Genomic DNA, 26,063 nt, shown 5'->3' on the forward strand with positions numbered 1-26,063 from the left:
ACGAGGTCCTCACTGCCAGGAGCGATGGTAGGCGCCCAGGGTCGTCTGGTGGCCTTCGGAAAGCTTGTCCAGGGCGTCCTGCCACTGCGTCAGCGCGCGGTAGTTCTCCGGCGCGCGCTGCCACGCATCCAGCGCCTGGCGCCAGACGCGGGTGACCTGCTCGACATAGGCCGGGCTGCGTTGCCGGCCCTCGATCTTCACTGCCGCGACGCCGATTTCCGCCAGCTGCGGGATCAGGTCGATGGTATTCAGGCTGGTGGGTTCCTCCAGGGCATGGAAGCGCTCGCCGTTGACCACGAAGCGGCCCTTGCACAGGGTCGGGTAGCCCGCCGGCTCGTCCGGCGCGTAGCGGTCGATCAGCACGTCGTTGAGGCGCGAGGTCAGCCCCTCGGGCTCTTCGCTCCAGCGCACCGCCCTGGCCGGCGAGCAGACGCCGCAGAGGTTGGGCGACTCGCCGGTGACATAGGAGGACAAATGGCAGCGCCCTTCGGCCATGATGCACAGACTGCCGAAGGCGAAGACTTCGATGGGTACCGGGCTGTTCGCCGCCACCTGGCGCACCTGCGCCAGCGACAGTACGCGCGGCAGCACCGCGCGGCGGATGCCATAGCGCTCGTGGTAGAAGGCCAGCGCCGCGACGTTGGTGGCCGAGCCTTGCACCGAGAGGTGCAGCGCGAGGTTCGGGTGGCGCCTGGCGGCGTAGCCGAGCACTGCGCAGTCGGCGGCGATCAACGCATCCACGCCGAGGTCGGCGGCGTGGTCCACCGCGCGTTGCCAGCGGGTCCAGCCGGCCGCACCGGGGTAGGTATTGACCGCCACGTACATCTGCTTGCCGGCGCTGTGGATCAGCTCCACGCCCTGGCGCAGCTGGCGGTCATCGAGGTTGAGGCCGGCGAAGTGGCGGGCGTTGGTATCGTCGCGAAAGCCGACGTAGATCGCGTCGGCGCCCTCGCGCAGGGCCGATTTCAGGGCGGGCAGACTTCCCGCCGGACAGACCAGTTGCATGCTTCCCCCGGGCAGTGCAGAGGCCGCCGGCCCCCGCCGGCAGCCGGGAACGGCGTCAGGCGCCGAGTTCGCTGAAAGACAGGAAGGGCAGCGGTTCGCCGGCGTGCAGGATGCGCCCGGCCTCCACCACCGCCAGGCCATCGGCCCAGCTCGCTGCGCGCAGCATGGCCGAGCCCTGCTGCGGATGCAGGCAGATGCGCGCCACGCCGGTGCTGTCCAGTTCCAGACGCGCGCGCAGGTACTGGCGGCGCGAGTTGGCCGTGGGCCAGTCGAAGCCTGCCGGCAGCGTCACCGGCAAGGTATCGGTGGCGCTGCGCCCCTGGGCACGCCAGAGGAACGGGCGCGCCACCACCAGGGCGGTGACCAGCGCCGCGGCCGGGTTGCCCGGCAGGCCGATCCACGGCTTGCCGGCGATGCTGCCGAACGCCAGCGGCTTGCCCGGCTGCATCTTCAGCTTCCACAGGTGCAGCTCGCCCAGTTCACGGATCGCCTGCTTGAGGTAATCGCGGTCGCCCACCGACACCCCGCCGCTGGTGATCAGCACGTCCCATTCGGACGCAGCGAGACTCAGCGCATCGCGGCTGGCCGCCAGGGTGTCGGCAAGCACGCCGTAGTCGTGGACTTCGACGCCCCAGCCGCGCAGCAGTGCGCCGACGCTGAAGCGGTTGGCGTTGTAGATCTGCCCCGGCGCGAGCGGCTCACCGGGCTCGCGCAGCTCGTCGCCGCTGCTCAGCAGGCAGACGCGCAGCGGGCGGTGCACGCTGACAGCGTCCAGACCGACGCTGGCGAGCAGGCCGAGGTCCTGGGCGCGCAGTTTCTTCCCGGCACTGAGCAAGGCATCGCCTTCGCACAGCTCTTCACCGCGCCGACGCACATGGCTGCCATGGGCCACCACGGGCACCTGCAGCCAGTCGCCGTCGACCTCGCAGTCTTCCTGGGCGATCACGCTGTCCGCTCCCGGCGGCAACGGCGCGCCGGTGAAGATGCGCATGGCCTGGCCGGGCTGCAGTTCGACCTGGGCGGCGTCGCCGGCGGCGATATAGCCGGCGATTTTCAACCGCGCTCCGGACGGGCCCATGTCGGCGCAGCGCAGGGCATAGCCGTCCATCGCGCTGTTGTCCCACAACGGCAGGTCGATGGGTGAGTGGATGTCCTCGGCGAGGATGCGGCCCAAGGCGCTTTCCAGGTCGATACGTTCGGTCGGCGGTGCCAGGGGAGCGAACTCCATCAGCGCGGCAATGGCCTCGTCCACCGGGCGCAGGCCGGTACCGGAACAGCCGCAGGCGCTCATGAGCGTGTCCCGCAGGCCAGCACCGGGCGCTCGGGCAGGCGCTTGAGATGGGGGACGAAATTGCACGGCTTGGTGCGGCTGTCGAGTTGCAGCAGGAGGATCTTTTCCCAGGCGGTCAGGCAGGCGCCGGTGGAGCCGGGCAGGCAGCAGATCAGCGTGCCGTTGGTGATGCCGGCGATGGCGCGGGACTGGATGGTGGAGGTGCCGATTTCCTCGCGGGAAATCTGCCGGAACAGTTCGCCGAAACCATCCACGGTGCGCTCGAGCAACGGCGCGACGGCTTGCGGGGTGTTATCGCGGGCGGTGAAACCGGTGCCGCCGGTGATCAGGCCGACCTGGACCTTGGGGTCGGCGATCCAGGCCGAGACCACGGCGCGGATCTGGTAGATGTCGTCGATCACCAGACGGCGTTCGGCGAGCGCGTGGCCGGCGCGTTGCAGCGAGGTCACCAGGGCCTGGCCGGAGGTGTCGTTGTGCAGGCTGCGGGTATCGCTGACGGTGAGAACCGCGATCTCCAGCGGCTGGAAATCCGGGGTGCTGAGATGGCTCATGAGGGGCTCTCCGATGCGGAGCAAAAAGGGCTGGCGCCAGCCTGCGCCCGTTCCCCTCTACCGCCCATTCCTCCTAGGAGGTACTGCCCCGGCGCGAGCGGGGCATCGGAGTCAACCTGCAGGAGCCGCGCCATGCGCGCGATCGCGGGCGTGGCCCGCTCCGGCAGGGGAACTCCGCAGTCAGACGGTTCAGCTTTTCCAGCGCTCGGCAGCCGCCTGGTCGCTGCAGCGCCCTTCGACCCAGCGCGGGCCGTCGCTCGTGTCTTCCTTCTTCCAGAAAGGCGCGCGGGTCTTCAGGTAGTCCATGACGAAGTTGCAGGCGTCGAACGCCGCCTGCCGGTGGGCGCTGGCAGCACCGACGAAGACGATGGGCTCGCCCGGTTCCAGGCGGCCAATGCGGTGGAGGATTTCCAGGCGCAGCAACGGCCAGCGCTCATTGGCCTCGACCTCGATCTTCGCCAGCGCCTTCTCGGTCATGCCGGCGTAGTGCTCGAGGAACATGCCGCCCACTTCGCGGCCGTCGTTGAAATCCCGCACGTAGCCGACGAAGCCGACCACCGCGCCGACGCCGACGTTGGCGGCGTGCATCGCGTTGAGTTCGGCGCCCGGATCGAACGCTGCCGGCTGGACGCGGATCGCCATGGGCTCAGCCTCCGGTGACGGTGGGGAAGAAGGCCACCTCGTCGCCGTCGGCGAGGGGCTCATCCAGGGAGCACAGCTCCTGGTTGCGTGCGCACATCAGGTTCTGCTCGCCGAGTACGTCCCAGACGCCGCCGCGCTCCAGCAGCAGGCGCCGCAGATCGTCGAGGCTGGCCAGGGACTGGCTCCAGTTCAGTTGCTCGCCATCCAGGCCGAGGGCTTCACGGTAGCGGGCGAAGTACTGCACGCGGATCATGGCTTGTCTCCGGCAACGCTTGCTGCGGCAACGTAATGACCGCTCTTGCCGCCGAGCTTCTCCAGCACGCGCACGCTGTCGATGGTCATGCCACGGTCGACGGCCTTGCACATGTCGTAGATGGTCAGCGCGGCGACGCTGGCGGCGGTCAGCGCTTCCATCTCCACACCGGTCTGCCCGGCCAGCTTGCAGCGGGCGACGATGTGCACGGTGTCCTCGCCCTCGGCGGCCAGTTCGACCTTCACGCTGGTGAGCAGCAACGGGTGGCACAGCGGGATCAGCTCGTGGGTCCGCTTCGCCGCCTGGATGCCGGCGATGCGCGCCACGGCGAACACGTCACCCTTGGGGTGGCCGCCGTCCTGGATCAACTGCAGGGTGGACGGGAGCATGCGCACCCGGGCTTCGGCCACGGCCTCACGGGACGTCACCGCTTTTTCGGTGACATCGACCATGTTGGCGCGGCCCTGGGAATCGAGATGGGTCAGCACGGCTGGAAACTCTCCGGTGGATCAGGGGAACAGTGTACTCCCGGTGCGCGCGGCCGGAGGACCGGCGGACGGCGCATTGGGGGGAGGATTGTATACAAGAAGAGGTAGGCGGGGCGCAAAGAAAAGGCCCGCCGGGTGGCGGGCCTGGGTTGGCGTTACATGTGGGCTTCGGCGAACTCCGCCAGCACCGAGCGCGGCACCCCTTGCAGGGTCACGTGCACGCCGTGGGGGAAGTCCTTGAAGCGTTCGGTCAGGTAGGTCAGGCCGGAGCTGGTGGCCGACAGGTAGGGGGTATCGATCTGCGCCAGGTTGCCCAGGCAGACCACTTTGGAACCGTTGCCCGCACGGGTGATGATGGTCTTCATCTGGTGCGGGGTGAGGTTCTGGCACTCGTCGATCAGGATCAGGCTCTGCTGGAAGCTGCGGCCGCGGATGTAGTTCAGCGATTTGAACTGCAGCGGCACCTTGCTGAGGATGTAGTCGACGCTGCCGTGGGTGCACTCATCGTCCGAATGCAACGCTTCGAGGTTGTCGGTGATTGCGCCGAGCCAGGGCTCCATCTTCTCCGCCTCGGTGCCGGGCAGGAAACCGATGTCCTCGTCCAGGCCCTGCACGCTGCGGGTCGCGATGATGCGCTTGTAGCGCTTGGTGACCATGGTCTGCTCGATGGCGGCAGCCAGCGCGAGGATGGTCTTGCCCGAGCCGGCGGCGCCGGACAGGTTGACCAGGTGGATGTCCGGGTCCAGCAGCGCGTACAGCGCCAGCGACTGGTACACGTCGCGCGGGCGCAGGCCCCAGGCTTCCTGGTGCAGCAGCGGCTCCTGGTGCAGGTCGAGGATGGTCAGCTCATCCTGGTCGATGCCCTTGATCCAGCCGACGAAGCCCTGCTCATCGACGATGAACTCGTTGATGTGCACTGCCGGCAGGTTGTCGGTGAGTTGCACGCGGTGCCAGGTGCGACCGCGGTCCTGGCGGGTCTCCACCTTGCTGACGCGGTCCCAGAAGGACCCGCCCAGCGAATGGTAGCCACGCGACAGCAGGTTGATGTCATCGACCAGCTGGTCGGTGTGGTAGTCCTCGGCGAACACCCCGCAGGCACGCGCCTTGAGGCGCATGTTGATGTCCTTGGTGACCAGCACCACGCGCTTGCTGCTATGGCGACTCTTCAGCTCCACCAGCTGGTTGATGATCTTGTTGTCATTGAGGTGTTCGGGCAGCCAGGTGATCGGCTCGGCGCGCTTGCTCATGAGGATCGACAGGCTGCCGCACGGCCCGCTCTTGCCGCGCTGGATGGGCACGCCATCCTCTACCTGCTCGGGCGAGGCCTCGCCCAGTACCGAATCGATCAGGCGGATGGCCTGGCGGCATTCCGCTGCCACGGTGTGTTTTCCGGTCTTGAGCTTGTCCAGTTCCTCCAGCACCGTCATCGGGATCGCGACGTGGTGCTCCTGGAAGTTCAGCAAGGCGTTGGGATCGTGGATCAGGACGTTGGTGTCGAGGACGTACAGGGTGGGCTGGGTGGGGCGGGAGCGTCCGTGGTCATCCATACGCAGGTCACCTCTTGTAGGAGCGTTACGACGGAATGCCTTTACAGCGCTCCGCCGTGCGGTGAGCCACCGGCTCTCGGACGCCTGGGATCGGCAGGATTCGAGAGCACTGCATACAAGGGACTGGCCGGGCCGGGGCCGCCACCTGTCTGCAGGGTTCGGCGGTCTACGACTCAACAAATACAGGAAAAAACATGACGATAAAAAGTCTTTTTCCTTCCTAGGAAAGTTTTTTTCGTCGCACGACGAAATACCTTGGCGGGGACTCCGGACAGCGCTAGTTTTAGGAGTCCTACCCCTCGTAACGCCCTCCGCTTTTTTCGCAAGATCAGTCCCTTAGCCTCGCACACCGCGTCTACCCCGGCACTTGCGCCGAATACCAGCGCTTTCCCGCCCGCCTATATAGATGTCGCCCCCGACGCTAATCGTCCCCATAGGTGGAGCCAACGCCCGCGACTCCTTACAATCGCCGCTCGCTTGTAGGAGACCGCACGATGCTGATGGTGATTTCCCCCGCCAAGACCCTGGACTACGACACCGCACCGGTGACGCAGCGCTTCACCCTGCCCGAGCACCTGGACGACGCCCAGGAACTGATCGGCATCCTGCGGGAACTCGCGCCGGCGCAGATCGCCGAGCTGATGCACCTGTCGGACAAGCTGGCCGGCCTCAACGCCGCGCGCTTCGGCAGCTGGCACCCGGACTTCACCCCCGCCAACGCCAAGCAGGCCCTGCTGGCCTTCAAGGGTGATGTCTACACCGGCATGCAGGCCGAGGACTTCAGCGAAGCCGACTTCGATTTCGCCCAGCGCCACCTGCGCATGCTCTCCGGCCTCTATGGCGTGCTGCGCCCGCTGGACCTGATGCAGCCATACCGCCTGGAAATGGGCACCAAGCTGGCCAACGCTCGTGGCAAGGACCTCTACGCCTTCTGGGGCGAGCGCATCAGCGCCTGGCTGAACGAGTCCCTGGCCGAGCAGGGCGACGAGGTGCTGCTGAACCTGGCCTCCAACGAATACTTCGGCGCGGTGAAGCGCAAGGCCCTGAACGCGCGGGTGATCGACACCGAGTTCAAGGACCTGAAGAACGGCCAGTACAAGATCATCAGCTTCTACGCCAAGAAGGCCCGCGGGATGATGGCGCGCTACGTGATCAAGGAGCGCCTGACCCACCCCGAGGGCCTGAAGGACTTCAACTACGCGGGCTACGCCTACAGCGCCGAGCACTCCAAGGCCGACCAGCTGGTATTCCTGCGCGACCACGCCGAAGACTGAAGCGCCTTTTCTGCTGCACCAAACGGGAGCCCTGAGGGTTCCCGTTTTCGTTTCCGCGCAGAACCTGCGGGAACGCCCCATGGGTGCGGTTACGGGCATGGGCCAGGGCCCCACTCCTCCTGCCGGGACGTCCGGCGCTGGGCGGTTCGCGAGCAAGCTCGCTCCTACGAAAGCCCCTGCAAGACCGAAGCTGGTGCAACCGCCGGCCCTGCCGACGGTTCGCGGGCGCGGCCCGCTCCTACAGGGGGCAATCAGCCGCACCGCTTCGCCGCTGTTTCGCCCCCGAAATCACCGCTGATTCCAAGTGGCCTGTAAGCCATTGACCATGGAACCGGCTGGTCACGGGGGCCTATCTGTACGTTTATTGCCCAAAACACCCCCTGAAGACCACACGACGGAAATGGTCAAAATGACCGTTCGTCTGCTTCAGGATTAATCGTGAGAAAATTTTTCGAGCCGCCGGACAGGCCGAATGGATGGAAATCCTCCTGATTCGCTCCCTGCCTTGTAATCCATTCGCCATTAACAGCCTTTGGCCATGACATGCATTTCACGATTGCACTTTGCAAGATGGAAAGCTGAACGGCAGCTGAACGAATGTCTTAACGACGATACACGGTCGTTTTTAACGAAAAATTCAATGGAACTTTCCCCGACCATGCACTTTGCACTAAGCAAAGCGCCGTGCAATTTGCCATTAACTCAGCATCAGGTGATATCAATTGGATATTTCAGATACTTGCAGAGACGGGATGGGCGGAAGGAACTAACCGCATTTCGGATAAATCCTATTTGCGCAACGACCATCGCTGGCGAAACAGAAATGCCCGATGGAAATTGGAGTTTCGCTTCCAAGGTTATTTCGATCCGCTCTTTTCGATTCGACCAACAAGCGCAACCCAATGAAATAACTGAACTTTTCAGATGACGAGGCAATCATCTAACCAGACTGGAGCACGCCAGACAGCCATTGCACCAACGTTGCAATCTGTCTGAAACATAACAGGGCAAACATTCAAAGTTTGCTCCAATACTGTGCTCGAAAGTTTAGCACTCGATTCCCATGCCTGCCTGGAAGGAAGTACGGAGAACACTTCAACAGTGAACTCCGGGGATTCACTCATCCTGAATAAATCGCCCTGCCGGGCAACTTTAAACAGTTCGACCATTGAAGAGGTGAATGCGATGCGTATCAGCATCTTTGGTCTTGGGTATGTTGGCGCAGTATGTGCCGGCTGCCTGTCCGCACGAGGCCATGAAGTCGTTGGGGTGGATGTCTCCACCACCAAGATCGATCTGATCAACAACGGGAAGTCGCCCATCGTCGAGCCGGGCCTGGAGCCTCTGCTGCAACAGGGCATCCGCACCGGTCGCCTGTCGGGCACCACCGACTTCAAGAAGGCCGTACTGGACACCGACGTGTCGTTCATCTGCGTCGGCACCCCGAGCAAGAAGAACGGCGACCTCGACCTGGGCTACATCGAGTCCGTCTGCCGCGAGATCGGCTACGCCATCCGCGAGAAGAAGGAGCGCCACACCGTGGTCGTGCGCAGCACCGTGCTGCCGGGCACCGTGAACAACGTAGTGATCCCGATCATCGAAGACTGCTCGGGCAAGAAAGCCGGCGCCGACTTCGGCGTGGGCACTAATCCAGAGTTCCTGCGCGAATCCACCGCGATCAAGGACTACGACTTCCCGCCCATGACCGTCATCGGCGAGCTGGACGCCCAGACCGGCGACCTGCTGGAAGAGATCTACCGCGAGCTGGACGCGCCGATCATCCGCAAGACCATCGAGGTCGCCGAGATGATCAAGTACACCTGCAACGTCTGGCACGCCGCCAAGGTCACCTTCGCCAACGAGATCGGCAACATCGCCAAGGCCGTCGGCGTCGATGGCCGCGAAGTGATGGACGTGATCTGCCAGGACCGCAAGCTGAACCTGTCGCGCTACTACATGAAGCCCGGCTTCGCCTTCGGCGGCTCCTGCCTGCCCAAGGACGTGCGCGCCCTCACCTACCGCGCCAGCCAGCTGGACATCGAACACCCGATGCTCGGCTCGATCATGCGCAGCAACCAGCACCAGGTGCAGAAGGCCTTCGACATCATCGCCGCGCACGGCAGCCGCAAGGTCGGCCTGCTCGGCCTGTCGTTCAAGTCCGGCACCGATGACCTGCGCGAAAGCCCGCTGGTGGAACTGGCCGAGATGCTCATCGGCAAGGGCTACGAGCTGCAGATCTTCGACCGCAACGTCGAGTACGCCCGCGTCCATGGCGCGAACAAGGAGTACATCGAATCGAAGATCCCGCACGTCTCCTCGCTGCTGGTCTCGGACCTGGACGCCGTCGTGAAGTCCTCCGACGTCCTGGTGCTGGGCAACGGTGACGAGCTGTTCGTCGATGTGGTGAAGCAGGCCCCCGAGGGCAAGAAGGTCGTCGACCTGATCGGCTTCATGCCCAGCGTCACTGACGAGCGCGCCGAAGGCATCTGCTGGTAAGCGCCGCCTGCTCCTGTAGGAGCGCGCCATGCGCGTGATCGCGGGCATGGCCCGCTCCTACAGGGGCAACCCACTTCTCCAGAAGCGACAGACGGATTTCGACCATGGGAACCTACAAACGAATCATCGGTGAAGCCACCGGCTGGCTGGTCTTCCTCGGCCTGCTGATGCTGCTGGCGCTGCTCGTGCCGCCGACCGTATTCGACGCCGAATCCAAGGACTTCCTGTTGCTGATCGGCGCGGTCGGCATCTGGCGCTACTCCATGGGTGGCCTGCACTTCCTGCGCGGCATGCTGTTCCTCTATGTGGTCTACCCGCACTACCGCCGACGGATGCGCAAGCTCGGCGAGGCGGCCGACCCGTCCCACGTATTCCTGATGGTCACCAGTTTCCGCATCGACGCGCTGACCACCTCGATGGTCTATCGCTCGGTCATCGAAGAAGCCATTGCCTGCGGCTACCCCACCACCGTGGTGTGCTCCATCGTCGAGATGTCCGACGAGGTGCTGATCAAGCAGCAGTGGCAGAAGCTCAACCCGCCGGACCACGTGAAGCTCGATTTCGTGCGCATCCCCGGCACCGGCAAGCGTGACGGCCTGGCCCACGGCTTCCGCGCCATCTCCCGCCACCTGCCGGACGAAGATGCGGTGGTCGCGGTGATCGATGGCGACACCGTGCTGGAGCCCGGCGTGGTGCGCAAGACAGTGCCCTGGTTCAAGCTCTTCCCCAACGTCGGCGGCCTGACCACCAACGAATTCTGCGAAGTGCAGGGCAGCTACGTGATGAGCGAGTGGCACAAGCTGCGCTTCGCCCAGCGCCACATCAACATGTGCTCCATGGCCCTGTCCAAGCGCGTGCTGACCATGACCGGGCGCATGTCGGTGTTCCGCGCCGCCGTGGTCACCGACCCGGACTTCATCACCGACGTCGAAAGCGATCACCTGGACCACTGGCGCCTGGGCCGCTTCCAGTTCCTCACCGGCGACGACAAGTCCAGCTGGTACAGCCTGATGCGCCTGGGCTACGACACCTTCTACGTGCCGGACGCGGCGATCAACACGGTCGAGCACCCGCCGGAGAAGAGCTTCATCAAGGCCAGCCGCAAGCTGATGTTCCGCTGGTACGGCAACAACCTGCGGCAGAACTCCCGCGCCCTCGCCCTGGGCCCGCAACGCCTGGGCTGGTTCACCAGCGTGGTGCTGTTCGACCAGCGCCTGTCGATGTGGACCTGCCTGCTCGGCCTGGTCGCCGCGATCATCGCCAGCATCAAGTACAGCATCGCCTTCCTGCTCATCTACCTGCTGTGGATCGGCATCACCCGCTTCGTGCTGACCCTGCTGCTGTCGCTGTCGGGCCACCACATCGGGCCGGCCTACCCGGCGATCCTCTATTACAACCAGATCGTCGGTGCCCTGGTGAAGATCTACGTGTTCTTCCGCCTCGACCAGCAGTCCTGGACCCGCCAGAACACCAAGCTCGACCGCGGCCTGGCCAGCTTCCAGCGCTGGTTCAACACCTGGTCCTCGCGAGCCATGACCTTTTCCGCGGCCAGCGTTTTCGTCGCCGTACTGCTGACCATCGTCTGACCCGACTTCTATCTACGAACAGGACTCGACCTCATGAATACCGCCGTCAACGTCAATGTCGTGCATGAATCCGAAGCCCAGCGCCAGCACGCCCGGGTCAAGCTGCCCGCCCGCATCCGCTACATCGGATCCCACCGCGAAGGCATCGATGCGCGCCTGCTGGACCTGTCCGCCGGCGGCTTCGCCTTCACCTCGGCGAACGACACCCAGGTGCAGGTCGGCGACCTGCACAAGGGCAAGCTGCTGTTCCAGATCGACAGCATCAGCTTCTCCCTCGAAGTGGAATTCCAGGTGCGTTCGTACGATCGCGAAACCAGCCGTGTCGGCTGCGAATTCCAGCACCTGAAGCCGCGCGAGATCGCCGCCCTGCGCTACCTGATCACCTCCTACCTGGCCGGTGAAGTGATCAGCGTCGGCGACATGCTCAACACCCTGCAGCGCGAGAACTTCACCAAGGCCCGCAAGCACGGTGCAGGCTCCGGCGGCATGGGCTTCTTCGGCCGCTTCCGCGCAGTCACCGTGAGCACCGCGATCTTCGTGGTCGGCGTCGGCGCCTTCGCGGTGATCCTCAACCAGATCTACAACCTGTACTTCGTCACCCATGCCGACTCGGGCGTGGTCAGCGTGGCCAACCAGCAGATCACCATGCCCCGCGAAGGCACCGTGGAAAGCCTGGTCGAGCCGGGCGCGGAAGTCGCCAAGGGCGCGCCCATCGCCTCCTTCTCCGCCAACCTGCTGGACCTGCTCAAGGGCAACCTGACCGAAGAACAGCTCAACCCGAGCAACATCGAGAAGCTCTTCGGCCACCAGATGAAGGGCACCCTGACCAGCCCGTGCGACTGCCGCGTGGTCGAGCAGCGCGTCGCCAACGGCCAGTTCGCCAACAAGGGCGACGTGATCTTCACCCTGACCCCGCGCGACAGCCTGGCCACCGTCGAAGCGCGCTTCCCCTACCGCAACGCCGCCGAGCTTTCCCCCGGCACCCACGTGAACTTCCAGGTCGCCGGCGACAGCGAAGTGCGCGGCGGCCGCATCCTGCGCACCGCGCCGGTGGACGGTGACCTGTCCTCGGAAATCCGTGTGCAGATCACCCCCGACCAGCCGCTCGACAGCCAGATGGCTGGCCGCCCGACTGAAGTCAGCATCGGCGGCCTGCCGGGCCGCACCCTGCTGAACAAGGCGATGGCCCTGGCCACCGCCCGCTAAGAGGACTGCCCGCATGAATCGACCTGTCTTGCGACACGCCCCGCACCTGGCCCTGGCATTGGCCATCGCCGCCGCGGCCGGTTGCGCCGGCCTGCCCGACCAGCGTCTGGCCCAGGAAGCCCTGGAGCGCGGCGACATCGCCACCGCCCAGGCCAACTTCCAGGCCCTGGCCACCATGGGTTATGCCGACGCACAGGTCGGACTGGCCGACATGCAGGCCGCCACCGGCGACCCCGACGAACAGGCCCGCGCCGAGAAGCTCTACCGCGAAGCGGCCGAGAGCTCCCCGCGTGCCCGCGCCCGCCTGGGCAAATGGCTGGCGGCCAAGCCCGGCGGCACCGACGCCGAGCACCGCGAAGCCGAGCAACTGCTGACCCGCGCCTTCGACGAAGGCGAGGACAGTGCGCTGGTTCCGCTGATCGTCCTCTACCTGCAGTACCCGCAGGCCTGGCCGAACGTGAACCCGCAGCAGCGCATCGACCAGTGGCGCGCCCAGGGCCTGCCGCAGGCGGACCTGGCGCAGATCATCCTGTACCGCACCCAGGGCACCTACGACCAGCACCTCAGCGAAGTCGAGCAGGTCTGCCAGCGCTGGCTGAACCGCATGGACGTGTGCTGGATGGAACTGGCCACCGTGTACCAGAAGCAGGGCAACGCGGATAAGCAGAAGGCTCACCTCGAAGCGCTCAAGGCAGGCTGGAAGGCCGGCCGCGTGCCGTCCGAGCGCGTCGAATCGGTGGCCGGCGTCCTGGCCGATCCGAACATCGGCACCGCCGATCCGCAGGCCGCCCAGGCGCTGCTCAACGAGATCGCGCCGACCTACCCGGCCGCCTGGGTCAGCCTCGCCAAGCTGCAGTACGACAACCCGGACCTGGGCGACCTGGACCAGATGCTCGACTACCTGAAGAAAGCCCAGGACGCCGCCCAGCCCCGCGCCGAGCTGCTGCTCGGGCGCCTCTACTACGACGGCAAGTGGGCCCCGCAGGAGCCGCAGAAGGCCGAGCAGCACCTGCTCAAGGCCGCCGCCACCGAGCCCCAGGCGCACTACTACCTGGGCCAGATCTACCGCCGCGGCTTCCTCGGCCAGGTCTACCCGCAGAAGGCCGTGGACCACCTGATCATCGCTGCCCGCGCCGGCCAGGCCAGTGCCGACATGGCCCTCGCCCAGCTCTATTCGCAGGGTCGCGGCATCCGCCCGAACCTGGTCAACGCCTACGTCTTCGGCGAACTCGCCCAGCGCCAGCAGGTGCCCACCGCCAGCGACCTGATGGCGCAGATCGAACCGCAGATCCAGCCGGCCGACCGCAGTGCGGCCCAGCAGTTGCTCAAGCGTGAAGAACAGGCTCGCGGCGCCAACTGGCAAGCCACCGTCAGCCTTCTGCAGAACAACCAGGAACAAGAAAACCTATGAAGCGCACCGACCCGATGACCACCCCGCTGTTTGCTCTCGTCGATGGAGTTCAGCCGCGTGCTCTGGCTTCCGCTGTCCGCCGCGCCCGCCTGTTCCCCGCCATGCTCGGCGTTGGCCTGAGCCTCGCCGGCACCCTGTTCGGCAGCCTTGCCCACGCCGCGGAAGAGCCACCGAAGAACTTCGGCATCGACATCAAGGTCACCGCCGAATCCGAGGATGACCGCGACCTGGGAACCGCCCACGGCGGCGACCTCAACGGCATCGGCCTGGACCTGCGGCCCTGGGCGTTCGGCCAGTGGGGCAACTGGAGCGCCTACGTGATGGGCCAGGCGGTTGCCGCCACCGACACCATCCAGACCGACACCCTGCAGAACGACGACGGCAACAACACCAGCAGCGGCGACAGCGACAACAAGCGCGAGCCCGACGACGCCTACCTCGCCCTGCGCGAGTTCTGGGTGGACTACGCCGGCCTCACCCAGTACCCCGGCGAGCACCTGCGCTTCGGTCGCCAGCGCCTGCGCGAAGACAGCGGCATGTGGCAGGACACCAACATCGAAGCGCTGAACTGGACCTTCGATACCACCCTGCTGCGCGCCCACCTCGGCGCCGCCCAGCGCTTCTCCGACTACCGCACCGACATCACCGACCTGGCGCCGGAGGACAAGGACCGCACCCATGTGTTCGGCGATATCTCCACGCAGTGGATGCCCCAGCACTGGGTCGGCCTGCGCCTGCACCACTCCGACGACAGCGGCAGCCTGCCGGACCCGGGCGACACCGTCGACTCGCTGGACAAGCGCTCCACCGGCGACCTCACCTGGGTCGGCATCGAGGCCAACGGCGACGGCTACAACTGGCGCTCGCAGATGCCCATCAACTATTGGGCCAGCGCTACCTGGCTGACCGGCAACCGTGACCGCCTGACCACCGTCCCGGTGGACGGCGAGCGGGTCGCTGCCGGCAAGCAGAGTGGCGACGTGGATGCCTACGGTGCCGACCTCGGCCTGCGCTGGAACATCGACGAGCAATGGCGCGTTGGCGGCGCCTACGCCCGCGGCAGTGGCGGCGGCAAGAACGGCGAGGACCAGTTCGAACAGACCGGCCTTGAGAGCAACCGCTCCAACTTCACGGGCACCCGTGCCCGTGCGCACCGCTTCGGCGAAGCGTTCCGCGGCGAACTGTCGAACCTTGAGGCCGCCACCCTGTTCGGCTCCTGGCAGTTGCGCGACGACTACGACGCCAGCGTCATCTACAACAAGTTCCGCCGCGTCGACAGCGACTCGGACATCGGCAACAGCGGCATCACCGCGCCGCTGGTCAACGACTCCAAGGACATCGGCCAGGAAGTCGACCTGGTCGTCACCAAGTACTTCAAGCAGGGCCTGCTGCCGGCTTCCATGAGCCAGGCAATCGACGAACCGTCGGCGCTGATCCGCTTCCGCGGCGGCGTGTTCAAGCCCGGCGACGCCTACGGCAGCCACGTCGACTCGACCATGCACCACGCCTTCGTCGACGTGATCTGGCGCTTCTGAGGACTGTAGCGATGACCCTCCATTCGATTCCCAGGCTCGCCATGCGCCGCACCCGTTGCGTGGCCGGGTCTCCGGTGGAGGCCCGCGCGCAAGGAGACACGGCCATGAACCGCCACCCGATACACGCCCTGCCGCTGACCGCCCTGCTGCTCGGCGGCCTGCTCAGCGCCGGCGCACCGGCCTGGGCGGCGCAGCCCGCGGCCAAGGCCGAAGCCAGCGCCAGCCATGCGAAGAAAGCCGAAACCGGCAAGACCGCCGACGGCGAAAAGGCCCCGGCAGAACAACCGGGCAACGAGCCGGGTCATACCCAGACGCTGAAGGAGTCCGGCAACTACACCGTGACCGCCGCCCCCAGCGGACCGCTCAAGCTCGATCCGCCCAAGCTCCCCGACCTCAGTGGCTATACCGCCGCCGCGGTGGAGAAGAAGATCGACCGCAGCAAGCGCGGTAAGGCGCAGGTCCAGCGCATGGTCCAGCAGCAGCCGCTGAAGGAATTCACCGGCGGCAAGAACCGCCTCGCCGAGTGGGTGAAGCGCCAGCACCAGATGCCCCAGGCAATCTTCATCGACGGCGGTTACGTCAACCTCGCCGAGCTGGTCGGCAAGCTACCGAAAACCGCCCTGGAACAGACCGAGCCGGGCGTTTACATCGCCCGCCTGCCCATCGTCGTGAGCCAGGGCGCGACCCTGGAGATCGACGGCAAGGTCAAGGAACTGCGCCTGTCCCAGGACCGCGGCGCGTTCCTGGTCAACGACGGCAAGCTGTTCGTGCGTGACACCCGGGTCACCGCCTGGAACGAGGCGAAGCAGGAGCCGGCCTGGTTCAAGACGCCCAACGAGTTCCGCCCCTTCCTGATTTCCTGGGGCGGCGCCGAGGCCAACCTGGTGAACAGCCACTTCACCAGTTTCGGCTACAACGCCTCCAAGGCCTACGGCATCTCCATCTCGCAGTACAGCCCGGGCATGGACAAGACCATGAAGCGCCCGCGCCCCAAAGGCTGGGTGATCGGTTCGACCTTCGAGGACGCCTGGTACGGCTTCTACTGCTACGAAGCGGACAACCTGGTGGTGCGCGGCAACACCTACAAGAACAACATCGTCTACGGCATCGACCCGCATGACCGCTCCCATCGCCTGATCATCGCCGAGAACACCGTCTACGGGACCAAGAAGAAGCACGGCATCATCGTTTCCCGTGAGGTCAACGACAGCTGGATCATCCACAACAAGACCTACGACAACCACCTCTCAGGGATCGTCCTCGACCGTAATTCCGAGCGCAATCTGGTGGCCTACAACGAGGTGTACCGCAACCACTCCGACGGCATCACCCTCTACGAGTCGGGCGACAACCTCATCTACGGCAACCAGGTGCTGGCCAATCTGCGCCACGGCATCCGCATCCGTAACAGCGTGAACATCCGCCTGTACGAGAACCTCGCGGCCGGCAACAAGCTGATCGGCGTCTACGGCCACATCAAGGACCTCTCCGACACCGACCGCAACATCGACCTCGACCCCTTCGACACCAAGGTCTCGCTGATCGTGGTCGGCGGCAAGCTGGCCGGCAACGGCTCGGGCCCGCTGTCGGTGGATTCGCCGCTGTCGCTGGAGCTCTACAAGGTGGCCATGCTCGGCCCGACCAAATCCTCCGGCATCTCCTTCAACGGCGTACTCGGCGAGAAGCAGGACCAGATCCTGGACCTGCTGGTGCGCCAGCAACGCGCGGTGCTGATCGACCCCGTCGAAAGCCAGGCCGAACTGCAGAACTGAGGACCGACAAATGAACAAACTGACCACCCACCTGCTGCGCCTGTCGGGCCTCACCGCCGCCCTGCTGCTCGCCCACCAGGCCAGCGCCGCCGACGCGCCGAGCTACTCCGCGCAGCCGGCTGCCGGGCTGTGCCCCACCGCTTCGAACAACGCGGCATACAACACCAAGTACCTGGGCTTCTTCACCCATCTGGTGCCGGCCCAGGAAGACTGGCTGTTCCGCACCACCTACGACCTGCGCACCGACTTCGGCACCAGCGCCGAAGGCTGGCGCGAGCTCAAGCAACTGCGCGACGAACTCAAGCGCAAGGGCATCGACCTGGTCGTCGTCTACCAGCCCACCCGTGGCCTGGTGAACCGCGAGAAACTCAACCCGCAGGAGAAGGCCAGCTTCAACTTCGAGCTGGCCAAGCAGAACTACCAGGCGGCCATCGCCCAGTTCCGCAAGGCCGGCATCTACACCCCGGACTTCTCGCCGCTGTTCGACGAGAAGGAAGAGCACCCGTACTACTTCAAGGGCGACCACCACTGGACCCCGTACGGCTCGATGCGCAGCGCGAAGATCGTCGCCGAGACGCTGAAGGACATCCCCGCCTACAACGACATTCCCAAGAAGGAATTCGAGAGCAAGCGCGTGGGGCTGCTGTCCAAGCTGGGCACCTTCCACAAGGCCGCCGCGCAACTGTGCGGCAGCAGCTACGCGCCGCAGTACGTCGACCGATTCGAGACCGAGCCGGTGGGCGATTCCGGCGGCGGCGACCTGTTCGGTGAAGGCGGCGATGCCCAGGTCGCGCTGGTGGGCACCTCCAACAGCGGCCCGGCGTACAACTTCGCCGGTTTCCTGGAGCAGTACGGCAAGGTCGACATCCTCAACAACGCCGTGTCCGGCGGTGGCTTCGACAGCTCCCTGCTGGCCTACATGACCAGCAAGGAATTCCACGACAAGCCGCCGAAGATCCTCATCTGGGAATTCGCCACCCACTACGACATGGCGCAGAAGAGCTTCTATCGCCAGGCCATGCCGCTGGTGGACAACGGCTGCGCCGACGGCAAGCCGGCCATCAGCCGCAAGGTCAAGCTGCACGCGGGCAGCAACGAGGTGCTGCTCAACAGCGGCGCCCTGCCGATCCGCTCGGGCAGCTACACCGCCGACGTCACCTACTCCGACCCCGGCGTGCACGAACTCAAGAACACCATCTGGTACATGAACGGTCGTCGCGAGCAGCTGAAGATCGAGCAGTCCAAGGCCGTGGATACCGGCGGACGCTACGTCTTCGAACTGCGCAACGACGAGGACTGGTCGAACCAGCAGTTCCTCTCCCTGGAGATCGAGGCGCCGGACGACATGCCGGCGGGCCTGGAAGTCGAGGCCAAGCTCTGTCAGACGCCCAAAGCCAAGTCGGCCGACGTGGCCGCCAACTGACGCGAGGGAGTGAATTCCATGCCCAGCCTACGCAAGATCAAGACACCCGTGGTCGCCCGCATCGGCCTGTCCATCGCCGTGCTCGGCGCCCTGTTCGGCGGCGAAAGCGCCACCTACGCCGCCGACCTGATGCCGCCGCCGGGCTACTTCTCCGCCGTCGGCGACAAGGGCAGCAGGAAGGACGCCGACAGCTGCCCCACCGCACCGACGCCGTACACCGGCAGCCTGCAGTTCACCAGCAAGTACAAGGGCTCGGACTCGGCACGCTCGACGCTGAACGCTGATGCGGAGAAAGAGTTCCGCAGCCAGATCAGGGACATCACCGACATGGAGCGCGGCGCCACCAAGCTCATCACCCAGTACATGCGCAGCGGCAACAAGGGCGACCTGGACTGCGCGATGAACTGGCTCGACAGCTGGGCCAAGGCCGGTGCGCTCGAAAGCAGCGACTACAACCACACCGGCAAGTCCATGCGCAAATGGGCGCTGGGCAGCCTGTCGTCCTCCTACATGCGCCTGAAGTTCTCCAGCAGCCGCCCGCTGGCCTCCTACGGCGAGCAGTCGAAAGAGATCGAGAACTGGTTCAGCACCCTGGGCAGCCAGGTGGTGCGCGACTGGAGCGACCTGCCGCTGAAGAAGATCAACAACCACTCCTACTGGGCCGCCTGGTCGGTGATGTCCACCGCCGTGGTGACCAACCGCCGCGACCTGTTCGACTGGTCCGTGCAGGAGTTCAAGGTCGCCGCCAACCAGGTGGACAACGACGGCTACCTCCCCAACGAACTCAAGCGTCGCCAGCGCGCCCTGTCCTACCACAACTACTCGCTGCCGCCGCTGACCATGATCGCCGCCTTCGCCCAGGTGAACGGCGTCGACCTGCGCCAGGAAAACAACGGCGCCCTGCAGCGCCTGGCCAACCGCGTGATGCAAGGCGTGGACGACCAGGACGCGTTCGACGAGAAGACCGGCAACGACCAGGACATGGGCGACCTGAAGGAGAACAGCAAGTTCGCCTGGCTGGAACCCTACTGCGCGCTCTACAGCTGCGCGCCCAAGACCCAGGACTGGAAGAAGAAGATGGAGCCGTTCAACAGCTTCCGCCTGGGGGGTGAGGTGACCAAGGTTTTCAACCGTCAGGGGGCGGGGAGCTGAAGCCGAAAGGCAAGAGCCCCTCTCCCCCGCCCTCTCCCTGAAGGGAGAGGGAGCTTTCCGAGTGTTCGGGAAGCATTGAGTCAGCCGGCTAGCACGAAAACAGCAGCCGACACGGATACCCCCTCTCCCTTCAGGGAGAGGGCTGGGGAGAGGGAACCCCCAACGCCGAAATACCGGCAAGCAACACCCCCCGACCCACGCAATAAAGACGCGGGCGGGCGCAACAGATTGAGCACCACATGGGGAGGAATTGGCGGGTAGCCCCGGCCTTTCCTCAAGGCGTCGCGAAGACGCCGGAAGGTCCGGAGCCACTCAAGGTTTGAAGCTCCAGAGAGAGACGCGGAATGGTCTTTTCTTCCAACGTGTTCCTGTTCCTGTTCCTGCCGGTCTTCCTCGGCCTGTACTACCTGAGCGGGAACCGCTACCGGAACCTCCTGTTGCTGGTCGCCAGCTACATCTTCTACGCCTGGTGGCGGGTGGACTTCCTCCTGCTGTTTGCCGGCGTCACCCTGTTCAACTACTGGATCGGCCTGCGCATCGGCGCCGCCGGCGTACGCACCAGGGCCGCCCAACGCTGGCTGATCCTCGGCGTGGTCGTCGACCTCTGCGTGCTGGGCTACTTCAAGTACGCCAACTTCGGCGTCGAGAGCCTCAACGAGATCATCACCTCGATGGGCATGCAGCCCTTCGTGCTGACCCACATCCTGCTGCCCATCGGCATCAGCTTCTACACCTTCGAATCGATCAGCTACATCATCGACGTGTACCGCGGCGACACTCCGGCCACGCACAACCTGATCGACTTCGCGGCGTTCGTGGCGATCTTCCCGCACCTGATCGCCGGCCCCGTGCTGCGCTTCAAGGACCTGGTCGACCAGTTCAACCACCGCACCCACACCGTCGACAAGTTCGCCGAAGGCTGCACTCGCTTCATGCAGGGCTTCGTCAAGAAGGTGTTCATCGCCGACACCCTGGCGGCGGTGGCCGACCACTGCTTCGCCCTGCAGAACCCCACCACCGGCGACGCCTGGCTCGGCGCGCTGGCCTACACCGCGCAGCTGTACTTCGACTTCTCCGGCTACAGCGACATGGCCATCGGCCTCGGCCTGATGATGGGCTTCCGCTTCATGGAAAACTTCAACCAGCCCTACATCAGCCAGTCCATCACCGAGTTCTGGCGGCGCTGGCACATCAGCCTGTCCACCTGGCTGCGCGACTACCTGTACATCAGCCTGGGCGGCAACCGCGGCACCACCTTCCAGACCTACCGCAACCTGATCCTCACCATGCTGCTGGGCGGCCTGTGGCACGGCGCCAACGTCACCTACATCATCTGGGGCGCCTGGCACGGCGTGTGGCTGGCCATCGAGCGCGCCCTGGGCGTGAACGCCGCGCCGCGCGTGCTCAATCCGCTGAAGTGGGTGTTCACCTTCCTGCTGGTGATCGTCGGCTGGGTGATCTTCCGCGCCGAGAACCTGCACGTGGCCTGGCGCATGTACGAAGCCATGTTCAGCTTCGGCGACTGGAAGCTCTCCGAGCTCAACCGCGCCAGCCTCACCGGCCTGCAGGTCGGCACCCTGGTGATCGCCTACCTCGTGCTCGCCTTCTTCGGCCTGCGCCAGTTCTACAACCAGCCGATGCAGAGCAAGGCGCCCAAGGCCGCCGCTAAGACCGAACAGGTCGACGCCGACGGCCCGGCCAGCGCCCAGCCGCGCACCCCGGCCATGGCCCAGCAGGACCCGGCGGCCATCGCCTATTCCCCCAGTGGCGCCGCCGTCTACCAGCCGCACTGGATGACCCAGCTGCCGGTGCTGGCCACCCGCGTCGCCCTGCTCCTGCTGTTCGCCGCCTCGGTGCTCAAGCTCTCGGCGCAGAGCTACTCGCCGTTCCTCTACTTCCAGTTCTGAGCGAGGCCAGACCATGACAGAAGCAATCAGGACTATCGCCAAACCCCTCCAGTACGCCTACATCGCCGCCTTCGGCGGGATGCTGCTGGGCCTCGCCGGCTGGTCGCTGAAGGCCTTCCCCAGCTTCTCCGCCGCCGAGGGCACCACCGTGCTCAACGGCAAGCTGGCCCACGCCTTCGAAGGCCACTACGACGACGAATTCCCCATCAAGCGCCTGGGCACCAACCTCTGGGCCGCACTGGACTACACCGTCTTCGACGAAGGCCGCCCCGGCGTGGTGATCGGCAAGGACGGCTGGCTGTTCACCGATGAAGAGTTCAAGCCCGCGCCCACCCGGCAGCAGCTCGACGACAACTGGGCGCTGGTGCGCGGCGTGCAGCAGGAACTGGAGCGCCGCGGCGTCAAGCTGGTGCTGGCGATCATCCCGGCCAAGACCCGCCTCTACCCCGAGTACGTCGGCAAGGAGCAGCCGGCCGCCCTGCACGCCTCGCTCTATGAAGACTTCCTGCAACGCGCCCGCCAGGCCGGCATGGCCGCGCCCGAGCTGCTGGAAACGATGGAGAAGGCCAAGGACAACGGCCAGGTCTTCCTGCGCACCGACACCCACTGGACACCGCTGGGCGCCGAAGCCGTGGCCCAGCGCCTGGGCGAAAGCATCCGCGCCGGTGCCGGTGCCGACCTGCCGAGCCAGAGCTTCGTCACCGAAGCCGGCAAGAGCGGTGCGCACAAGGGCGACCTGCTGACCTTCCTGCCCCTGGACCCGCTGTTCACCAGCCTGCTGCCTGAAGAAGACCAGCTGCAGCAGCGCCAGACCCACCCGACCGAGGACGCTGCAGCCTCCTCCGATAACAGCGGCGGTGGTGACCTGTTCGGCGACAGCGCCCAGCCGCAGGTCGCCCTGGTCGGCACCAGCTACAGCGCCAATCCGCGCTGGAACTTCGCCGGCGCCCTCAAGCAGGCGCTTTCGGCGGATGTCATCAACTACGCCAAGGAGGGCAAGGGCCCCCTGGAACCGATGCTCGAACTCCTGCAGGACGAAGGCTTCAAGCAGAAGCCGGCGCAACTGCTGGTCTGGGAATTCCCCGAACGCTACCTGCCGATGCACAGCGACCTGAGCCAGTTCAACCCGGACTGGGTGGCGCAATTGCGGGCAGCCGGTAGCCGCGACGAACGCCTGGCCTCCAGCCAGGCAGCAGCTCAGTGAACCCAAGAACCCACGGCGCAACGAGCGCCGAACAGGGCACCTCCCGTGCCCACACGAGAGAGAAGACGGAGGTACACCCCATGAACCGCATGACCCTCAACCGCATGAGCATCCGCACCCTGAAGTCGTCCGCACTGGCCATCGCCCTGGGCGCCGCCTCCTTCGGCGCCTTCGCCGGCGGTGAAGGCGCGCTGTACGGCCCGCAGGCTCCCAAGGGCTCCACCTTCGTACGGGCCTACAACGCCGGCAGCGGCGAGCTGTCCGTCAGCGTCGGCAACGCCACCCTCAACGACATCTCGCCGCTGGGCTCCAGCGACTTCAAGTTCCTCCCGCCGGGCAACTACACCGCCAAGGTCGGCTCCCAGAGCCTGCCGGTGAAGCTCGATCCGGACGCCTACTACACCCTCGTCAGCCAGCCCGGCGGCCAGCCGCGCCTGGTGCCCGAGCCGCCGTTCAAGAACAAGCAGAAGGCCCTGGTCCGCGTGCAGAACCTCAGCGGCAAGGCCCTCACCCTGAAGACCGCCGACGGCAAGACCGAAGTGGTCAGCAACGTCGCCCCGCAGAGCCACGGCGACCGCGAAATCAACCCGGTGAAAGTGAACCTGGCGCTGTTCGACGGCGCGAAGAAGGTCAGCGACCTCAAGCCCGTCACCCTCGAGCGCGGCGAAGTGGTCTGCCTCTACGTCACCGGTGACAGCAAGCTGAACCCGGTGTGGGTCAAGCGTCCGGTGAAGGCGGACTGATCCATACCGCCGATGGCCGCAACACGTAGGGCGAATAACCGCTTGCGGTTATCCGCCGAAGCAACGGCCCGAGAAAAACGGCGGATAACGCTTCGCGTTGTTCGCCCTACGGGAGCTCCATCGCAGCAAGGCTCCTGTAGAGAACAACAAGACCGGCCCCACACCGGCAGAAAGACCCGTGCACCGCAGCGACGGCAAGCACAGGAGAGGTCACCCAAACCGCACGCCGGCCCGCATGACGCGGTCCGGCCAACAGAACGCAAACGCTTTAGGAGAAACCCGATGATCCCAGTAATCCTTTCCGGTGGTAGCGGCTCGCGACTCTGGCCTCTTTCGCGCAAACAGTATCCCAAGCAGTTCCTCGCCCTGACCGGCGACCACACCCTGTTCCAGCAGACCCTGGAACGCCTGGTCTTCGAAGGCATGGAACCGCCGGTGGTGGTGAGCAACCTCGAACACCGCTTCATCGTCCAGGAGCAGCTCGAAGCGCTGAACCTGAAAACCCAGTCGATCCTCCTCGAACCCTTCGGCCGCAACACCGCCCCGGCGGTCGCCATCGCCGCCATGAAGCTTATGGCCGAAGGCCGTGACGAGCTGCTGCTGATCCTCCCCGCCGACCACGTGATCGAAGACCAGCGCGCCTTCCAGCGCGCCCTGGCACTGGCCACCAACGCTGCCGAGAAGGGCGAGATGGTGCTCTTCGGCGTCCCCGCCGACCGCCCGGAAACCGGCTACGGCTACATCAAGTCCGGCGACGAGCGCGGCCTTCCGGACGGCGTCATCCGCGTCGAACGCTTCGTCGAGAAACCCGATGAAGCCCGTGCCCAGCAGTTCGTCGAGGAAGGCGGCTACTTCTGGAACAGCGGCATGTTCCTGTTCCGCGCCAGCCGCTTCCTGGAGGAATTGAAGAAGCACGACGCCGACATCTACGACACCTGTCTGCTCGCCCTCGAGCGCAGCCAGCACGACGGCGACCTGATCAACATCGACGCCGCCACCTTCGAGTGCTGCCCGGACAACTCCATCGACTACGCCGTGATGGAAAAGACCCGCCGCGCCTGCGTGGTGCCCCTGGCCGCCGGCTGGAACGACGTGGGCAGCTGGTCATCGATCTGGGAAGTCCACGACAAGGACGCCGACGGCAACGTCACCATGGGCGACGTGGTGGTGCACGACAGCCACAACTGCCTGGTGCACGGCAACGGCAAGCTGGTCTCGGTGGTCGGCCTGGAAGACATCGTGGTGGTCGAGACCAAGGACGCCATGATGATCGCCCACAAGGACCGCGTGCAGGACGTCAAGAAAGTGGTCAACCAGCTCGACGCCGCCGGCCGCAGCGAGACCCAGAACCACTGCCAGGTCTACCGTCCGTGGGGCTCCTACGACTCGGTGGACATGGGCGGTCGCTTCCAGGTCAAGCACATCACCGTCAAGCCGGGCGCGCGCCTGTCGCTGCAGATGCACCACCACCGCGCCGAGCACTGGATCGTCGTCTCCGGCACCGCCCAGGTGACCTGTGACGACAACACCTTCCTGCTCACCGAGAACCAGTCCACCTACATCCCGATCGCCTCGGTCCACCGCCTGGCCAACCCGGGCAAGATCCCGCTGGAGATCATCGAAGTGCAATCGGGCAGCTACCTGGGCGAAGACGACATCGAGCGTCTGGAAGACGTCTACGGCCGCACCACGGAGAACGTGGAAGTACAGGCTGTGGTCCGCTAAGCCCCGGGACCTGGCGCTTCCCCCCATCGGCGCCAATGCCCCCGCACCTTCCGGTGCGGGGGCTTTTTTATGCTTGTGACAGGCACTCTCTGTAGGAGCGGGCCATGCCCGCGATCCGTCGGCAGGGCCGACGTTTGCCTCGACATCAATGGTGCAGGTGTTTGCTGCTTCGGCGTGCGCGCCGGCTTCTTGTTTCGCCCCCTCGGGCGACCCACTTTGGCAAGCGACCCAAAGTGGGCAAAGGTCTCGCCCCTGCCATCCGGCTTTTCGCTTCGCGAAAAGTACCCTCGGTTCCTCGGAGTTTCAGGGGCCCGCGTTGACGGGCCATCCCTGGCCCGACAACGCTCTCGCGACATCCATGTCGCTCGGCCCCTGAAACTCCGATCACCTTCGGCCTCCTGAAAGGGGCATTTCGGCGCGTGCGGTTGTTTCGCTGGAAGACTTGCAAGAGCCAAAGCCAGAGCAGCGGTGTTGAGGGGTTTTGTAGGATGGGTGGAGCTTGCGATACCCATGCTGCCCCCGCACAGCAATCGATGGGTATCGCTGCGCTCCACGCCATCCTACGGCGAGGTTTTCCTGTTGCCGCCGTGCAAGTGTGTGGATTCGCGGACAAGGTCCGCTCCTATGAGGAATCCCGTGCCAGGCGGTTCGCGAGCAAGCTCGCTCCTACGAAGAGCCAAATCCCAACCCCAAATCCCCGGATTTGGCTTTGGCGTTGGCACTTAAGGTCTTCCAGAGAAATATCCGCACATTCCGACTGCCCCGTTCAGGAGGCCTCGTTGAAGCGGAGTTTCAGGGGTTGAGCGACATGGATGTCGCGAGAGCGCTGTCGGGCCAGGGATGGCCCGTCAG

The 26,063-nt window shown here is 65.4% G+C and carries 21 protein-coding genes; 13 read left to right on the plus strand and 8 right to left on the minus strand.

The features are described from left to right. Positions 1-9 precede the first annotated feature (9 nt). From ubiU to J2T47_RS09265, 7 genes are all read right to left on the minus strand, one after another. Positions 10-1,005, minus strand: coding sequence for a ubiquinone anaerobic biosynthesis protein UbiU (gene ubiU, locus J2T47_RS09235; RefSeq protein ID WP_253445035.1), 996 nt, complete (start codon positions 1,003-1,005; stop codon positions 10-12). Positions 1,006-1,060: 55 nt separating this feature from the next. Next, positions 1,061-2,296 (minus strand): molybdopterin molybdotransferase MoeA, encoded by a 1,236-nt coding sequence (locus tag J2T47_RS09240; protein WP_253445038.1) that lies wholly within the window; start codon positions 2,294-2,296, stop codon positions 1,061-1,063. Next, positions 2,293-2,847: a molybdenum cofactor biosynthesis protein B gene (gene moaB, locus J2T47_RS09245; protein ID WP_253445041.1), complete on the minus strand. Its 555-nt coding sequence runs from the start codon at positions 2,845-2,847 to the stop codon at positions 2,293-2,295. Before moaB ends, J2T47_RS09240 begins: the two co-directional genes overlap by 4 nt. A 189-nt stretch (positions 2,848-3,036) precedes the next feature. Next, a complete protein-coding gene (gene moaE / locus J2T47_RS09250; protein WP_253445045.1) occupies positions 3,037-3,489 on the minus strand; it encodes a molybdopterin synthase catalytic subunit MoaE in 453 nt (150 codons plus the stop codon). Positions 3,490-3,493: 4 nt separating this feature from the next. Beyond that, entirely contained in the window at positions 3,494-3,742 is a 249-nt protein-coding gene (locus J2T47_RS09255) for a MoaD/ThiS family protein (protein ID WP_138216131.1), read from the minus strand. Continuing rightward, on the minus strand, positions 3,739-4,230 hold the full coding sequence (gene moaC, locus J2T47_RS09260) for a cyclic pyranopterin monophosphate synthase MoaC (RefSeq protein WP_253445048.1): 492 nt from the start codon (positions 4,228-4,230) through the stop codon (positions 3,739-3,741). Before moaC ends, J2T47_RS09255 begins: the two co-directional genes overlap by 4 nt. 155 nt (positions 4,231-4,385) lie before the next feature. Continuing rightward, on the minus strand, positions 4,386-5,777 hold the full coding sequence (locus J2T47_RS09265; protein ID WP_253445051.1) for a PhoH family protein: 1,392 nt from the start codon (positions 5,775-5,777) through the stop codon (positions 4,386-4,388). A gap of 494 nt (positions 5,778-6,271) precedes the next feature. Here J2T47_RS09265 and yaaA point away from each other — a divergent pair, with 494 nt between their 5' ends. Then, positions 6,272-7,051 (plus strand): peroxide stress protein YaaA, encoded by a 780-nt coding sequence (gene yaaA, locus J2T47_RS09270; protein ID WP_253445054.1) that lies wholly within the window; start codon positions 6,272-6,274, stop codon positions 7,049-7,051. Positions 7,052-7,971: 920 nt separating this feature from the next. On the opposite strand, the gene J2T47_RS09275 is transcribed toward yaaA, so the two are convergent. Beyond that, entirely contained in the window at positions 7,972-8,250 is a 279-nt protein-coding gene (locus tag J2T47_RS09275) for a hypothetical protein (RefSeq protein WP_253445058.1), read from the minus strand. Between J2T47_RS09275 and algD the strand changes: the two genes are divergently transcribed. The 12 genes from algD (at position 8,237) to J2T47_RS09335 (ending at position 25,211) form a co-directional block, all read left to right on the plus strand. Beyond that, a complete protein-coding gene (algD, locus tag J2T47_RS09280) occupies positions 8,237-9,547 on the plus strand; it encodes a GDP-mannose 6-dehydrogenase (protein ID WP_081516164.1) in 1,311 nt (436 codons plus the stop codon). The genes J2T47_RS09275 and algD overlap by 14 nt on opposite strands. Positions 9,548-9,651: 104 nt before the next feature. Continuing rightward, complete coding sequence (gene alg8, locus J2T47_RS09285) at positions 9,652-11,133, plus strand: mannuronan synthase (protein WP_253445061.1); 1,482 nt, start codon at positions 9,652-9,654, stop codon at positions 11,131-11,133. 33 nt (positions 11,134-11,166) lie between these two features. After that, on the plus strand, positions 11,167-12,339 hold the full coding sequence (locus tag J2T47_RS09290) for an alginate biosynthesis protein Alg44 (RefSeq protein ID WP_253445065.1): 1,173 nt from the start codon (positions 11,167-11,169) through the stop codon (positions 12,337-12,339). Positions 12,340-12,352: 13 nt separating this feature from the next. Then, entirely contained in the window at positions 12,353-13,750 is a 1,398-nt protein-coding gene (gene algK / locus J2T47_RS09295) for an alginate biosynthesis TPR repeat lipoprotein AlgK (RefSeq protein WP_253445071.1), read from the plus strand. Between the two features lie 101 nt (positions 13,751-13,851). Then, positions 13,852-15,285, plus strand: coding sequence for an alginate export family protein (locus J2T47_RS09300; RefSeq protein WP_253445132.1), 1,434 nt, complete (start codon positions 13,852-13,854; stop codon positions 15,283-15,285). Positions 15,286-15,389: 104 nt separating this feature from the next. After that, on the plus strand, positions 15,390-17,057 hold the full coding sequence (algG, locus tag J2T47_RS09305; RefSeq protein WP_253445074.1) for a mannuronan 5-epimerase AlgG: 1,668 nt from the start codon (positions 15,390-15,392) through the stop codon (positions 17,055-17,057). Positions 17,058-17,067: 10 nt separating this feature from the next. Further along, complete coding sequence (locus tag J2T47_RS09310; RefSeq protein ID WP_253445078.1) at positions 17,068-18,480, plus strand: alginate O-acetyltransferase; 1,413 nt, start codon at positions 17,068-17,070, stop codon at positions 18,478-18,480. Positions 18,481-18,516: 36 nt separating this feature from the next. Beyond that, the gene (locus J2T47_RS09315) at positions 18,517-19,632 is read left to right on the plus strand and encodes a mannuronate-specific alginate lyase (RefSeq protein WP_253445135.1); all 1,116 of its coding nucleotides are present in this window, start codon (positions 18,517-18,519) and stop codon (positions 19,630-19,632) included. Positions 19,633-19,976: 344 nt separating this feature from the next. After that, positions 19,977-21,539 (plus strand): MBOAT family O-acyltransferase, encoded by a 1,563-nt coding sequence (locus J2T47_RS09320; protein WP_253445081.1) that lies wholly within the window; start codon positions 19,977-19,979, stop codon positions 21,537-21,539. Positions 21,540-21,552: 13 nt separating this feature from the next. Continuing rightward, a complete protein-coding gene (locus J2T47_RS09325) occupies positions 21,553-22,743 on the plus strand; it encodes an alginate O-acetyltransferase (protein WP_253445084.1) in 1,191 nt (396 codons plus the stop codon). An 89-nt stretch (positions 22,744-22,832) separates the two neighbouring features. Beyond that, a complete protein-coding gene (locus J2T47_RS09330) occupies positions 22,833-23,486 on the plus strand; it encodes an alginate O-acetyltransferase AlgF (protein ID WP_437180965.1) in 654 nt (217 codons plus the stop codon). Positions 23,487-23,768: 282 nt separating this feature from the next. Continuing rightward, entirely contained in the window at positions 23,769-25,211 is a 1,443-nt protein-coding gene (locus tag J2T47_RS09335; protein ID WP_253445086.1) for a mannose-1-phosphate guanylyltransferase/mannose-6-phosphate isomerase, read from the plus strand. The last annotated feature ends 852 nt before the right edge of the window (positions 25,212-26,063 follow it).

Source organism: Pseudomonas nitroreducens (assembly GCF_024170165.1).
GTDB classification, from domain to species: Bacteria; Pseudomonadota; Gammaproteobacteria; order Pseudomonadales; family Pseudomonadaceae; genus Pseudomonas; species Pseudomonas nitroreducens_C.